This window comes from Streptomyces sp. NBRC 109706 (assembly GCF_000974485.1).
Taxonomy (GTDB): domain Bacteria; phylum Actinomycetota; class Actinomycetes; order Streptomycetales; family Streptomycetaceae; genus Streptomyces.
This window is the reverse complement of sequence record NZ_BBOM01000005.1, coordinates 246,711-260,685: the sequence shown is the minus strand read 5'-3', so window position 1 is coordinate 260,685 and position 13,975 is coordinate 246,711. Positions and strand designations below refer to the sequence as shown.

Annotated in this window: 11 protein-coding genes; 5 read left to right on the top strand and 6 right to left on the bottom strand. The window is 73.1% G+C overall.

Translation table 11 applies throughout. The features are described 5' to 3' along the window. Positions 1–94: 94 nt before the first annotated feature. The 3 genes from AOM46_RS06085 to AOM46_RS06075 all read left to right on the top strand — a co-directional run bounded on the left by AOM46_RS06085 (position 95) and on the right by AOM46_RS06075 (position 5,085). Entirely contained in the window at positions 95–715 is a 621-nt protein-coding gene (locus AOM46_RS06085) for a TetR/AcrR family transcriptional regulator (RefSeq protein ID WP_062206782.1), read from the top strand. Next, the gene (locus AOM46_RS06080; protein ID WP_062206780.1) at positions 712–1,125 is read left to right on the top strand and encodes a DUF6069 family protein; all 414 of its coding nucleotides are present in this window, start codon (positions 712–714) and stop codon (positions 1,123–1,125) included. Before AOM46_RS06085 ends, AOM46_RS06080 begins: the two co-directional genes overlap by 4 nt. Before the next feature lie 267 nt (positions 1,126–1,392). Continuing rightward, positions 1,393–5,085 (top strand): ABC transporter ATP-binding protein, encoded by a 3,693-nt coding sequence (locus tag AOM46_RS06075; RefSeq protein ID WP_062206778.1) that lies wholly within the window; start codon positions 1,393–1,395, stop codon positions 5,083–5,085. Between the two features lie 15 nt (positions 5,086–5,100). Here the strand turns inward: AOM46_RS06075 and AOM46_RS06070 are convergent, their stop codons facing one another. The 6 genes from AOM46_RS06070 to AOM46_RS06045 all read right to left on the bottom strand — a co-directional run bounded on the left by AOM46_RS06070 (position 5,101) and on the right by AOM46_RS06045 (position 11,302). Beyond that, positions 5,101–5,325 (bottom strand): hypothetical protein, encoded by a 225-nt coding sequence (locus tag AOM46_RS06070; RefSeq protein ID WP_062206776.1) that lies wholly within the window; start codon positions 5,323–5,325, stop codon positions 5,101–5,103. A gap of 10 nt (positions 5,326–5,335) precedes the next feature. Continuing rightward, a complete protein-coding gene (locus tag AOM46_RS06065; RefSeq protein WP_062206774.1) occupies positions 5,336–5,827 on the bottom strand; it encodes an NUDIX domain-containing protein in 492 nt (163 codons plus the stop codon). 19 nt (positions 5,828–5,846) lie between these two features. Beyond that, entirely contained in the window at positions 5,847–7,916 is a 2,070-nt protein-coding gene (locus AOM46_RS06060; protein WP_062206772.1) for a SpoIIE family protein phosphatase, read from the bottom strand. Positions 7,917–8,070: 154 nt separating this feature from the next. Beyond that, positions 8,071–8,871, bottom strand: a complete 801-nt coding sequence (locus AOM46_RS06055; RefSeq protein WP_062208557.1) for a sugar phosphate isomerase/epimerase — start codon at positions 8,869–8,871, stop codon at positions 8,071–8,073. Positions 8,872–8,918: 47 nt separating this feature from the next. Further along, positions 8,919–10,073, bottom strand: a complete 1,155-nt coding sequence (locus tag AOM46_RS06050; protein ID WP_062206770.1) for a dihydrodipicolinate synthase family protein — start codon at positions 10,071–10,073, stop codon at positions 8,919–8,921. A 53-nt stretch (positions 10,074–10,126) separates the two neighbouring features. Continuing rightward, complete coding sequence (locus tag AOM46_RS06045) at positions 10,127–11,302, bottom strand: Gfo/Idh/MocA family protein (protein ID WP_062206768.1); 1,176 nt, start codon at positions 11,300–11,302, stop codon at positions 10,127–10,129. 87 nt (positions 11,303–11,389) lie between these two features. Here AOM46_RS06045 and AOM46_RS06040 point away from each other — a divergent pair, with 87 nt between their 5' ends. After that, entirely contained in the window at positions 11,390–12,445 is a 1,056-nt protein-coding gene (locus tag AOM46_RS06040; protein ID WP_062206766.1) for a LacI family DNA-binding transcriptional regulator, read from the top strand. A 752-nt stretch (positions 12,446–13,197) separates the two neighbouring features. Next, complete coding sequence (locus tag AOM46_RS06035; protein ID WP_078856530.1) at positions 13,198–13,962, top strand: SIMPL domain-containing protein; 765 nt, start codon at positions 13,198–13,200, stop codon at positions 13,960–13,962. The last annotated feature ends 13 nt before the right edge of the window (positions 13,963–13,975 follow it).

Below are 13,975 nucleotides of genomic sequence, written 5' to 3'. Positions count from 1 at the left end.
CCGGCGGGCGGGCCGCCGAGCCGCCAGGACAGGGATCGGAGTGAGTACTTACTCACTATTGACGGAGTGAGCGCTCACTCCGTAATCTTCCGGCATGACCAGTACCGGACAGAACCGGCGTCGTGCGCCGGGCATGAGCCCGGCGGAACGCCGCGAGATGATCGTCAGGGCGGCGCTGCCGCTGATCGCCGAGTACGGCGCGGCGGTGACCACCAGCAGGATCGCGCGGGCCGCCGGCATCGGCGAGGCCACGATCTTCCGTGTCTTCACCGACAAGGAGGAGCTGCTCGACGCCTGCATGGCCGAGGCGCTCCGCCCCGACCACGCGGTCACCGAGTTGGCGTCCATCCCCCTCGACCAGCCGCTCGCCGACCGGCTGGCCGAGGCGGCCGACGCCCTGCGGGCCCATCTGGAACGCATGGGAAGCGTGGCCACGGCGCTGCACACCTCGGGGCACCGCCGCCGGGGGGACTCGCCCGACCAGCAGGTTCGGGGGATGGGCCGGGCGGAGTCGCTGGCCAGCATCGGGGGCGCGGTGGCCGAACTCCTGGAGCCCGACCGGGAGTCGCTGCGGCTGCCGCCCGAACGGGTGGCCGGGGTGTTCCTCGGGCTGCTCTTCACCCAGCTGCGCGAGGAGGAGCACCGACTGGATGTCCAGGCGCTGGTGGAGCTCTTTCTGCACGGCGCGCTCGGCGGCCCGACGGAGTCGGCATGACGCCCATCCGTCGGCGGCGGGCCGGCGCGGTGCTCGCCTCGGTGGTCGGCGCGCTGCTCGTCTGGCTGGTGGCCGATCCGCTGCTGGGGCGGGAACTGCGGATCACGGAGGGGGAGGGCGCCGGCGAACGGGTGCTGGAGATCGGCCCGTTCCCGGTCGTCGCGCTGTCCCTGGCCTTCGGGCTCGCCGGCTGGGGCCTGCTGGCCGTGCTGGAACGGTGGACACGGCGGGCGCGCGGGATCTGGCTCGCGGTGGCGGGCGTCGTGCTCGCGCTGTCGTTCCTGCCGTTGACCGGCCAGGGGATGACCGGCGGGACGCGGGTGGCGCTGGCCTGCATGCATCTGGTGGTGGCGGCCGTCCTGGCGCCGGGTCTGGCCGGCCGCCGTCCGGGAGCCGTGGCGCCGCGCTGAGTGACCGGTCCCGGACGGGTGCGCGGGGTGGTGCCGCCAGGCGCCCGTGGCGGGCCACGAGCGTCGTTCATATTGTTGCGCTGGGATGAAATGGCCGGCCAGCGGTGTTGGGCCCAGGGGTGATTCGAAGATCACCCGTCGGACCGGCCAGGGGATCCGCTCGGCGGATCCCCTCGTCGGACCACCGATCACTGGCGGATCACTGACTGATCAGTGGCTGATCAGTGGCGGAACAGCGGCGGAAGCTCGGGCTCGGGAGGCACGGCGGTGGCAGAACGTGAGGCCGGTTGGATACGGCGGCTGGTCGGCTACTGCTGGCGGCATCGGCGCGATCTTCTGCTCTCGCTGATCGCTTCGCTGGTCGGCATGGCGGTGATGGCGCTGATGCCGTTGATCATCAAGGTGGTCATCGACGATGTGGTGCTGGGCGAGGAGGGCGGCCTGGCCCTGTGGGTCGGGCTGCTGCTGGGCGCGGCCGTCGTGGTCTACGCGCTGACGTTCGTCCGCCGCTACTACGGCGGCCGGCTCGGCATCGATGTGCAACACGATCTGCGGACCGAGATGTTCGCCAGCATCACCCGGCTGGACGGCCGGCGGCAGGACCGGTTGAGCACCGGGCAGGTCGTCGGCCGGGCCACCAGCGATCTCCAGCTGATCCAGGGGCTGCTCTTCATGATGCCGATGACCATCGGCAGCGTGATGCTCTTCGTCGTCTCCCTGGTGGTGATGCTCACCCTCTCGCCGCTGCTGACCCTGGTGGCGCTGGCGGTCGCGCCCGCGCTGTGGGTGATCGCCCGGCGCTCCAGGACCCGGCTCTTCCCCGCCACCTGGTACGCCCAGGGGCAGGCCGCCGCCGTGGCCTCGGCGGTGGACGGCGCGGTCGGCGGCGTCCGGGTGGTCAAGGGCTTCGGCCAGGAGCAGCAGGAGATGGGGCGGCTGCGCCGGGTGGGCGGGCGCCTCTTCGCCGCCCGGATGCGGAGCGTGCGGCTCTCCGCGCGCTACACCCCCGCGCTGCAGGCGGTGCCCTCGCTGGGGCAGGTCGCGATGCTGGCGCTGGGCGGCTGGATGGCCACCAGGGGGCAGATCACCCTGGGCACCTTTGTCGCGTTCTCCACCTATCTGGCGCAGCTGGTCGGTCCGGTCCGGATGCTGACGGTGATCATCACCGTGGGGCAGCAGGCGCGGGCCGGCGTGGAGCGGGTGCTGGAGCTGATCGACACCGAGCCGGTGATCCGGGAGGCACCCGACGCCGTGCCGCTGCCCGCTGACGCGCCCGCCACCGTCGAGTTCGACCGGGTCACCTTCGGCTATGGCACGGATCGGCCGGTGCTCAGCGAGCTGTCGCTTCGGGTGGGCGAGGGCGAGACGCTGGCCGTGGTCGGCCCCTCGGGCAGCGGCAAGTCCACCGTCTCGCTGCTGCTGCCGCGCTTCTACGATCCGGACAGCGGCAGCGTGCGGGTCGGCGGCCTGGACGTGCGGACGTTGACGGGCGACTCGCTGCGCGGCGCGATCGGTCTGGTGCCCGAGGACAGCTTCCTCTTCTCCGACACCATCAGGAACAACCTCGCCTACGGGCATCCGGAGGCGACCGAGGAGCAGATCAGGGCGGCGGCCGGGGCGGCCAGGGCCGACGGTTTCATCGAGGAGCTGCCGGACGGCTACGACACCGTGATCGGCGAGCAGGGGATGACCCTCTCCGGCGGTCAGCGGCAGCGGATCGCGCTGGCCCGGGCGATCCTCACCGACCCCAGGCTGCTGATCCTGGACGACGCCACCTCGGCCGTGGACGCCCGGGTCGAGCACGAGATCCATGACGCGCTGCGCTCGGTGATGCGCGGGCGCACCACGCTGCTGATCGCGCACCGCGAGTCGACGCTGCAACTGGCCGACCGCGTCGCCGTGTTGGACGGCGGGCGGCTGGTCGACACCGGCACCCACCGGCAGCTGCTCGGCCGCTGCGAGCTGTATCGGCGGCTGCTGGCCGATCCGGACGAACTGGGCGGCGTGGACCGCGATCCGGCCGGGATGGCGGCGGCCGAACGCGAGGCCGCCTGGACGCCGGGCGAGGTGACGGCCGAGGCGTGGCGGCGCCCCGACGTCGGCGACGAGATCGACGACGGCACCGGGCAGGCGACGCCCGAGCTGTTGGCGCAGCTCGCGGCGCTGCCGCCGGCCGACGATACGCCGGACGTCGACGAGGAGCGCGCCGCGCGCGGCGAACACACCTACGGCCTGCGCCGGTTGCTGGCCGGGCTCGGCGTTCCGCTGGTCGGGGCGCTGCTGCTGGTGGTGGGCGACGCGCTGGCCTCGCTGCTGCTGCCCGTGCTGATCCGGCACGGCATCGACGAGGGCGTCCGGCAGACCGCGCTGGGCGCGGTGTGGGCGGCGGCCGGGCTGGCCCTGGTGGTGGTGCTGGCGCAGTGGGCCGCGCAGTACGGCGCGACCCGCGCCATGGGACGCACCGGGGAGCGGGCGCTCTACACGCTGCGGGTGAAGATCTTCGCCCATCTCCAGCGGCTCGGCCTGGACTTCTACGAACGGGAGCTGGCCGGCCGGGTGATGACCCGGATGACGACGGACGTGGACGCGCTCACCACCTTTCTGCAGACCGGTCTGGTGCAGGCGTTGGTGTCGGTGCTGACCTTCCTCGGCATCCTGGTGGTGCTGTTCGTGCTGGACGTCCAGCTGGCGCTGGTGGTGCTGGCCACGCTGGTGCCGCTGGTCGTCGGCACCTTCTTCTTCCGTCGACTGAGCACCCGCGCCTACGAGTTGGCCAGGGAACGGGTCGGCGGGGTCAACGCCGACCTGCAGGAGTCGGTGGCCGGGCTGCGGATGGTGCAGGCGTTCCGGCGCGAGCGGGACGGCTACGAGCGCTTCGTGGCCCGTTCGGACGGCTACCGGCAGGCGCGGGTCCGCGGCCAGTGGCTGATCTCGGTCTACTTCCCGTTCGTCCAGCTGCTGGCCACGGTGGCCACGGCCGGCGTGCTGGTGGTGGGCGCCGGCCGGGTGGGCGACGGCACTCTGACGGCGGGCGCGCTGGTCGCCTATCTCCTCTATATCGAGCTGTTCTTCGCCCCGGTGCAGCAGCTCTCGCAGGTCTTCGACGGCTACCAGCAGGCGGTGGTCTCGCTGGGCCGGGTGCGCGAGCTGCTGGCCGAGCGCACCACCGTGCCGGTGGCGCCTCGGCCACGTCCGGTGGCGAGCGCCGCCGAGGACCTGGAGTTCGACCGGGTGCGGTTCGCCTACCGGGGCGCGGACGAGGACGCGCTCGACGGGATCGACCTGCGGATTCCGGCCGGCCAGACGGTGGCCTTCGTCGGCGAGACCGGCGCCGGCAAGTCCACGCTGGTGAAGCTGGTGGCCCGCTACTACGACCCGACCGCCGGCGCGGTGCGGCTCGGCGGCGTCGACCTGCGGGAGCTGGATCCCACGGCGTACCGGCACCGGCTGGGCGTGGTGCCCCAGGAGCCCTATCTCTTCGCCGGCACCGTGCGGGACGCCATCGCCTACGGTGATCCCGACGCGGACGACGCGCGGGTCGAGGCGGCGGCCAGGGCGGTCGGCGCGCACCGGATGATCGTGGCGCTGCCCGGCGGCTACCGCCACCGGGTGGCCGAGCGGGGGCGCAATCTCTCCGCCGGACAGCGGCAGTTGATCGCCCTGGCCAGGGCCGAGCTGGTGGACCCCGACATCCTGCTGCTGGACGAGGCCACCGCGGCGCTCGATCTGGCGACGGAGGCGCTGGTCAACGACGCCACGGACCGGCTGGCGGTGAGCCGCACCACGCTGGTGGTCGCCCACCGGCTGACCACGGCCGCCCGCGCGGACCGGGTGGTGGTGCTGGACCACGGCCGGGTGGTGGAGGACGGCGGCCACGCCGAACTCCTCGCCGCCGGCGGGCGGTACGCGGAGCTGTGGCGCGCCTACGCCGGCGAGCCGGCGGCGCCGGTGGTCGGCTGACGACCGCCGGCGGGCTCAGCGCGCGTTGCGCGGGTGCGAACGCGCGACGCGCTCGTTGCCGTGCTTGTAGTTGCCCGTCCAGCGGGCCATCACCAGCTGGGCGTCGCCCGCCTCGACCTCGTTGAGGAAGCGGGCGGCGCGCCCGCCGCGCAGCACCCCCGCCTGGGCGCCGTGGTGGGTGATGGTCACGGTGCCGTCCGGACGGGTGGTGTAGGCGAATCCGCCTGGTCTGTTCCCCATGGCGCGCAGTTTACGGGCGGGCCAGCCGGGCCAGATAGACGTCCACCGTCTGGAGCCGGCCGGCGGGCGGCGGCTCGTTCGGGTCCCACCAGTGCAGGGCGGCGATCTCCGCGTTCTCCTGCCAGGGCGCCGGCTCCTCGGTCTCCGCGCTGTACAGCGCGCCGCGCAGCTCGTTCTTGTTCGGCAGCAGGGTGCGGGCGTGGCCGACGAAGCGCAGCCGCTCGGGCGGCAGCCGTTGTCCGGCCTCCTCCCACAGCTCGCGCACGGCCGCCTCCCTGGGCGTCTCGCCCGGCTCGATCCCGCCGCCCGGCAACTCCCAGCAGTTCCGCCCCCGTTCCAGCACCAGCAGCAGCCGGTCCCCGTGCCAGAGCGCGACCAGGACATAGCCGACGGGCGCGGTCGCGAAGGCGCTGTTCTCCGGGGCGCGGTCGAAGGAGAGCAGCCGCATCCCCAGCGGCCCGCTGGCCAGCACGTCGGAGTCCCCGTTCTCATGTGCGGTCATCCGACAAGACTAGGGCTCTCTAGGGGGCGAGTTCGGCCCAGATGGTCTTGCCGCCGGCGCGGTGGCGGGTGCCCCAGCGTTCGGTGAGGCGGGCGACGATGAAGAGGCCGCGTCCGCTCTCGTCGAAGGCGCGGGCCCGCCGCAGATGGGGGGAGGTGCTGGTGGAGTCGGAGACCTCGCAGATCAGGCCGCGCTCCCGGATCAACCGCAGCTGGATGGGGCCGTCCGCGTGCCGGATGGCGTTGGTCACCAGCTCGCTGACCACCAGCTCGGTGGTGAACGCGGCCTCCGCCATGCCCCAGCCGTCGAGTTGGCTGGTGACCAGATCGCGGGCGCTGGCCACCGCCGTCGGATCGTCCGGGATCTCCCAGGTGGCGACGTGCGAGGCGTCCAGCGCACGGGTCCTGGCGAGCAACAGCGCGACATCGTCGGTGGGTTGCTGGACCAGGACGGTCTTGACCACCTCGTCGCAGAGCTGCTCCAGGGAGGGCGTCGACCGGGAGAGCACCTGGCGCAGATCGTCGTAGGCCAGGCTCGGGTCCCGGTCGCGCGACTCGATCAGGCCGTTGGTGTAGAGCGCCAGCAGGCTGTTCTCCGGCAGGTCCAACTCGGTGGCCTCGAAGGGCAGTCCGCCCAGGCCGAGCGGCGGTCCTGCGGACAGCTCCAGGAACTCGGCGCCGCCGTCCGGGCGGACCAGCACCGGGGCCGGATGGCCCGCCCTGGCGAAGGAGCAGTGCCGGGACACCGGGTCGTAGACCACATAGAGGCAGGTGGCGCCGAACTCCCCGGTGGTGTCCTCGCTGCCGTTGCGTTCGTTCTCCGCGGGTTCGGTCTCGAACCGCAGTCGGATCACCACATCGTCCAGATGGGTGAGCAGCTCGTCCGGGGGGAGATCGATATCGGCGAGGGTGCGGACCGTGGAGCGCAGCCGGCCCATGGTGGCCGAGGCGTGCACGCCGTGCCCGACCACATCGCCCACCACCAGCGCCACCCGGGCGCCGGAGAGCGGGATCACGTCGAACCAGTCGCCGCCCACGCCCATCCCCGAGTCGGCGGGCAGATAGCGGCTGGCCACGTCGACGGCGGCCAGCCGGGGCAGCCGGCGGGGCAGCAGGCTGCGCTGCAGCGCCAGCGAGGTGCGGTGCTCGTGGGTGAAGCGGCGCGCGTTGTCCACACAGACGGCGGCGCGCGCCACGATCTCCTCGGCCAGCAGCAGATCGTCCGCGTCGAAGGACTCCTCCCGCCGGTGCCGCAGGAAGACGGCGACCCCCAGCGTGGTGCCACGGGCGCGCAGCGGGACGGCGATGCCGGAGTGGAAGCCGTACTCGCGCCAGGCCGCCTCGGCGCGCTCCGCCGACACGCCGAGCCAGCCGGCCAGCTCGTCGACGCCGTCGAGCGTGGGCGCGCACCGCGACTTTCCGCTGGCCAACACCTGGGCGGGCACCGAGCCGGGGCGGGAGTGCGTGGTGTCGCCCGCCTCCAGCACGGCGTCCGGCGCGCCGTCCAGCACCGACCGCTGGGCGACCCGGCGCAGCGCGAACGGCTCGTCGCCGTCCAGCCAGCCGGTGTTCGGATCCTTGCCGCGCAGCACCGGATCGGCCAGATCGACGGTGGCCAGGTCGGCGAACCTCGGCACGGCGGCCTCGGCCAGCTCACGCGCGGTGGTGTCGACGTCCAGGGTGTTGCCGATATGGGTGGTGGCCACGCTGAGCAGCGTCAGCCGGTCCCGGGCGATCATCACCCGGCGCAGCTTGGCCTCCCGGTTGGCCCTGACCCAGCAGCTCAGCAGGCTGATGATCACCGCCAGCACGATGGAGACGATCACCACCATCCGGGCGCCGGTCCGCTGCACCGGCAGCAGGAAGCCGTAGTTGGCCACCACCGAGACGATGGAGACGACGCCCAGCACCGCCGTCGGCCGCAGCGGCAGCAGCGCGCTGGCCACCAGCGGCGGCAGCAGCGAGAGGCTGGCGTAACGGACGGTCGCCTCGGGCTGGCCGGCCCAGTTCTGGTAGGCGCTGATCAGCAGGACGAACAACAGCAGCAGGAGGAAGAGGCCGTTCTGCCCACCGCGTCGGAGGGAAGCCACTGCGTACCTCCCGGCCCGGTCACAAGGGGCCCGTGACGTTCCGTGCCCTGCGCTCCACCGTAACCGCGCTTCGTCCGACCGGCGACGGCTCGCGTCCGCCCGGGGGAACGGGAGGGAATCCCACCGTTCTCCCGGGCGCGCGGGTCAGCGCCCGCTAACCGCGGGAAACGGCGCGGTAGCGGGCGACCGTCTCGGCGAGCACGCCACGGCCCTCGCGGGCCCAGAGCCCCTCGTTGAACAACTCGACCTCCACCGGGCCCGTGTAGCCGGCGGCGCGGACCGCCTGCTCGAACCAGCGGAAGTCCACCGAGCCGTCGCCCAGCTGACCGCGCCCGTTGAGGACGCCCGCCGGCAGCGGGGTGGTCCAGTCGGCCAGCTGGTAGCAGTGGATCCGCCCCGAGGCGCCGGCCCTGGCGATGCCGGCGGCCAGCCGGTCGTCCCACCACAGGTGGTAGGTGTCCACCACGACCCCCACCTGCTCGGCGGGGAAGCGCTCCGCCAGATCGAGGGCCTGGTCCAACGTGGAGACCACACAGCGGTCGGCCGCGTACATCGGGTGCAGCGGCTCGATCGCCAGCCGCACCCCGCGCTCGGCCGCGTAGGGGCCCAACTCGGCCAGCGCGTCGGCGATCCGTTCCCTGGCGCCGTGCAGATCGCGGCTGCCCGCCGGCAGCCCGCCGGAGACCAGCACCAGGGTGTCGGTGCCCAGCGTGGCGGCCTCGTCGACGGCGGCCCGGTTGTCGTCGAGCGCGGCGGCCCGCTCGGCCGGATGCTCGGCGGTGAAGAAGCCGCCCCGGCAGAGCGAGGTCACCGTGAGCCCCGCGTCCCGCACCAGCTCGGCGGCGGCCGTCAGACCGTAGGACGCCACCGGCTCCCGCCACAGACCCACGCCGGGCACGCCCAACTCGGTCAGACCCTTGACCAGTTCGGGCAGGGACAGCTGTTTGACGGTCATCTGGTTGATCGAGAAACCGGCCAGATCGTCGGCCGCCGTGGTGTCGGTCACTGGGTCACTCCGTGCAGGGCGAGCAGCTGGGTCATCCGGGTGCGGGCCAGCTCCGGATCGGGGAACAGCCCAAGGCCGTCCGCCAGTTCGTAGGCGCGGGCCAGATGCGGCAGCGAACGGGCCGACTGGAGGCCGCCGACCATGGTGAAGTGCTCCTGGTGGCCGGCCAGCCAGGCGAGGAACACCACGCCCGTCTTGTAGTAGCGGGTCGGCGCCCGGAACAGATGCCGGGAGAGCGCGACCGTGGGGTCGAGCACCGCCCGGAAACCGGCCGGATCGCCCGCGTCCAACGTGCGCACCGCGTGCGCCGCCAGCGGACCCAGCGGATCGAAGATCCCCAACAGGGCGTCGCTGTAGCCCTGTTCGTCGCCCGCGATCAGCTCGGGGTAGTGGAAGTCGTCGCCCGTGTAGCAGCGCACGCCCGCCGGCAGCCGCCGGCGCAACGCGACCTCGCGCCCCGCGTCCAACAGCGAGACCTTCACCCCGTCGACCTTCTCCGGATGCGCCGCGATGATCTCCAGAAAGGTCTCCGTCGCCGCGTCCAGATCCGTGCTGCCCCAGTAGCCGGTGAGCGCCGGATCGAACATCGGGCCGAGCCAGTGCAGGATCACCGGCCGGGCGGCCTGCCGCAGCAGCTCGCCATAGACCGCCGGATAGTCCTCGGGCCCGGACGCGGCCGCCGCCAACGCCCGCGAGGCCATCAGGATCGGCCGTGCGCCCGTCTCCTCGACCACCGCCAACTGCTCCTCGTAGGCGGCCCGCACCTCCGGCAGCGTGGCCGGTCCGGTGAGCTGGTCGGTGCCCACGCCACAGGCGATCAGCCCGCCCTCGGCCTTCGCCTCCGCCCCCGAGCGGCGGATCAGCTCGGCCGCGCCGGCCCAGTCCAGACCCATGCCGCGCTGGGCGGTGTCCATCGCCTCCGCGACGCCGAGCCCCTGCCGCCACAGATGCCGACGGAACGCGAGGGTGCGTTCCCAGTCGACGGCGGCCGGATCGTCCGGCGTGACATCGGCGAACGGATCGGCCACCACATGGGCGGCCGAGTAGACGACACGCGAGGCGAGGGGCGCGTCCGCCGGCGCGAACACGGCGGGCTCGGCGCGCGGCCGGTACTCACGCAACGCGCCGGTGGCGTCGGGCAGTCGGATCACGGGGCGGTCTCCTTGGTCGGTCTCGGGTGGCACGGCGTGTCTCGTCCCCGTCGTCACAGCGACAGTTCCGGCACCGGCAGCCGACGGCCCTCGGCCGACGACCGCAGCCCCAGCTCGGCCAGCTGCACCCCGCGGGCGCCCGCCAACAGGTCCCAGCCGTACGGCTCGTCCGCCACCACATGGCGGAGGAACAGCTCCCACTGGGCCTTGAACCCGTTGTCGAACTCGCCGTTGTCCGGCACCTCCTGCCACTGCTCGCGGAACCGCTCGGTGGCGGGCAGGTCCGGGTTCCACACCGGCTTGGGCGTCGCCGACCGGTGCTGCGCCCGGCAGCCGCGCAGCCCGGCCACGGCCGAGCCCTCCGTGCCGTCCACCTGGAACTCGACCAGCTCGTCGCGGTTGACCCGCACCGCCCAGGAGGAGTTGATCTGCGCCACGATCCCGCCGGCCAGCTGGAAGACGCCGTAGGCCGAGTCGTCGGCGGTGGCCTCGTAGGCCGCGCCCGCCTCGTCCCAGCGGCGCGGGATATGGGTGGTGGCCAGCGCCTGCACGCTCTCCACCCGGCCGAACAGCTCGTGCAGCACGTACTCCCAGTGCGGGAACATGTCCACCACGATGCCGCCGCCGTCCTGGGCGCGGTAGTTCCACGAGGGGCGCTGCGCCTCCTGCCAGTCGCCCTCGAAGACCCAGTAGCCGAACTCGCCGCGCACCGACAGGATCTCGCCGAAGAAGCCGCCGTCGATCAGCCGCTTGAGCTTGAGCAGCCCCGGCAGGAACAGCTTGTCCTGCACCACGCCGTGCTTGACGCCGGCGTCCCGCGCCTGCCGGGCCAGGGCGAGCGCCCCGTCGAGCCCGGTGGCGGTCGGCTTCTCGGTGTAGATGTGCTTGCCGGCCGCGATCGCCTTGCCGATGGCCTCCTCGCGGGCCAGCGTCACCTGGGAGTCGAAGTAGACGTCCACGTCGGGGTCGGAGAGCACCGCGTCCAGATCGGTGCTGACCGCGCCCTGGTCCAGGCCGTGGCGGGCGGCCAGCTCGCGCAGCGCGCCCTCCCGGCGGCCCACCAGCAGCGGCTCGGGCCAGATCACCGTGCCGTCGCCCAGCGGCACCCCGCCCTGTTCCCGGATGGCGAGGATCGATCGCACCAGGTGCTGGCGGTACCCCATGCGGCCCGTCACGCCGTTCATGGCGATCTTGACCGTTCTGCGTTCGGCGACCGACTGCGTCGTCATACCCCTTGCCCTCCCAGGACGGTAAGCGCTTTCTATCTGGGGAGAAGCTAACCTCTTCGCAGCGGGCTAGGCAAGTGGGAGCAGAGGATGGCAGTAACGCTGGCGGACGTTGCGGTCCGCGCGGGGGTGTCCGCGGCGACCGTCTCGCGGGTGCTGAACGGAAACTACCCGGTGGCAGGTGCCACCAGAAATCGTGTGCTCCAGGCCGTCGAGGAGCTGGAGTACGTGGTCAACGGGCCGGCCAGCTCGCTCGCCGCCGCCACCTCCGATCTGGTGGGCGTCCTGGTCAACGACATCGCCGACCCCTTCTTCGGGATCATGGCCGGCGCGGTCCAGTCCGAGATCGGCCAACCCGCGGCGGACCGGGGCGGCCCCAAGCTCGCGGTGGTCTGCAACACCGGCGGATCGCCCGAGCGCGAACTGCACTTCCTCACCCTGCTGCAACGACAGCGCGCCGCCGCCGTCGTGCTCACCGGCGGCGCGCTGGAGGACGCCGCCCACCGCGCCGCGCTGGTCACCCGGCTGGGGCGGCTGGAGGCGGCCGGCGCGCGGGTGGTGCTCTGCGGGCGCCCCCCGCTGGAAGGCACGGACTTCCCGGCCATCACCTTCGACAACCGCACCGGCGCCAGACTGTTGACGGAACATCTGCTGACGTTGGGCCACCGGCGGCTCGGCTACCTCGCGGGGCCGACCGCCCGCACCACCACCCGACACCGCCTTGAGGGCCACCGCGCGGCGCTCGCCGCCGCCGGGCTCGACCAGGACGCCGAACGGCTCACCGTCCGGGGCAGCTACGACCGGGCGGCCGGCTATGAGGGCGCGCTCGAACTGCTCCGCAGAGAGCCGAAGTTGACCGCCATCGTGGCCGCCAACGACACGGTCGCGCTGGGCGCCTGCGCGGCGCTGCGGGAGCGGGGGATACGGATCCCGGACGAGATCTCGGTGGCCGGCTTCGACGATCTCCCCTTCGCGGTCGACGCAACGCCGGGGCTGACCACCGTCCGGCTCCCGCTGCACGAGGCCGGAGCGCGCGCGGGTCGCCTGGCGCTCGGCCGCGAGGAGGCACCCCCCGAAGGCCCGATCACCTGCCCCGGCGAACTGATGCTGCGCGGCTCGACCGCGTGCCTGACCGGCACGGGCTGAGCCGACGGCCGGTTGCGGTCGGGTTTTTTGAACGGTTGTCGGGGCGGCGGTTGTTGGCCGCTGACGGGTGTGGGGCGGGGCGTGGTGTTGGCGCGGGTGCCTGGCCGGCGAGGGCTGGGCCGCGGCGTTGGCGTCTGACGGGCGGTGGCCGGGGTGGTGTTGGCGCCTGGCGCCGGCGCGGATGCTTGGTTTGCGTTGGGGCGGTAGGCGGTTGCCGTCGGTGGGCTTGAGTGGCTGTTGGGGCGGCGGTTGGCGCGGGCGCCGGCGCCTGGCCGGCGTGGGTTGGGCGGTGGTGTGGGCGGCTGACGGGCGGTGGTTGGGGTGGTGTTGGTGGCTGACGGGTGCGGGGTTGGCGCGGGCGGCTGACGGGCGGTGGTTGGGGCGGAGTTGTTGGCCGGCCGGCGTGGGTTGGGCTGCGGTGTTGGTGTCTCATGGGCATCGGCCGGGCGAGGGCTGCCGCCTGGCTGGCGAGGGCCGGGGCGTGGTGTTGGCGCCACATGGGTGGTGCCTGACCGGTGTGGGTTGAGCCGATGGGGGGTTGCGGTCGGTGGGCTTGCGCCGTCGTCTGGGTGGCGGTTGGTGATGGTTGACGGGCATCGGCCGGGCGGGGGTTGGCGCCTGGCGGGCATGGGCTGGGCTGCGACGTTGGGCGTTGACGGACGGCGGCCGGGCCGGTGCGGGGTGCGGCGATGGGGGCTGCGTTCGGCGGTCTTGGGCCGTTGCCGGGTCGGCGGTTGGGCGGCGCTTGTAGCATGAGCGCCCTCTCTGCGTCTCCTCCGGAGGAGTGCGCGGTGGTGCCGCTGGAGGAGGAGTGTGTGACGGAGTCCAGCTTGTCGGCGGAGGTGTCGCGTCGGTCCGGGGCGCCGCAGGTCGCGGTGCGGGGGGAGGCGCGGCTTGAGGTCGATCCCGAGACGGCGCGGATCGGGATCACGGTGGGGGCGCGGGGTGGCGACCGGCGGGCCGCGTTGCGCGATCTGACTCGTCGGAACAACGCCGCCCTTGAGCTGCTGCGGTCGTATGGCGAGGCGGTGGAGAAGATCGAGACCGGGGCGTTCGCGATCAGCCCCGAGCTGAGGCCGGGCCGTAACGAGCGGGTGCGCGCCTATCACGGGAAGGTCCATCTCCAGGCCGTGATCGTGGACTTCACGGCCCTGGGCGAACTCACCACCCGGCTCGCCGATCTGGAGTTGACGAGTGTGTCGGGCCCCTGGTGGGGGCTGCGGCCGGATTCGCCGGTGTATCGGGAGACCAGGCAGCAGGCCGTGCGGCAGGCCGTCGAACGGGCCCGGGAGTACGCCGAGGCGCTGGGCTCCGAGTTGGTCGGCCTGATCGATCTGGCCGATCCGGGGGCCGAGCCCCAGTTGGAGATGGCCTCCGCCGGCTATGGCGCGGCGTACGGTGCCCCGCCCTCCGGGTCCATGGCGGGCCCGCCGCCGGCGCTGGATCTGGAACCCCGCCGCCAGACCGTCAACGCCCGGGTCAACGCCCGCTTTACGATCACCCCGCCCGCCCTCTGACCCGGCTCGCGCC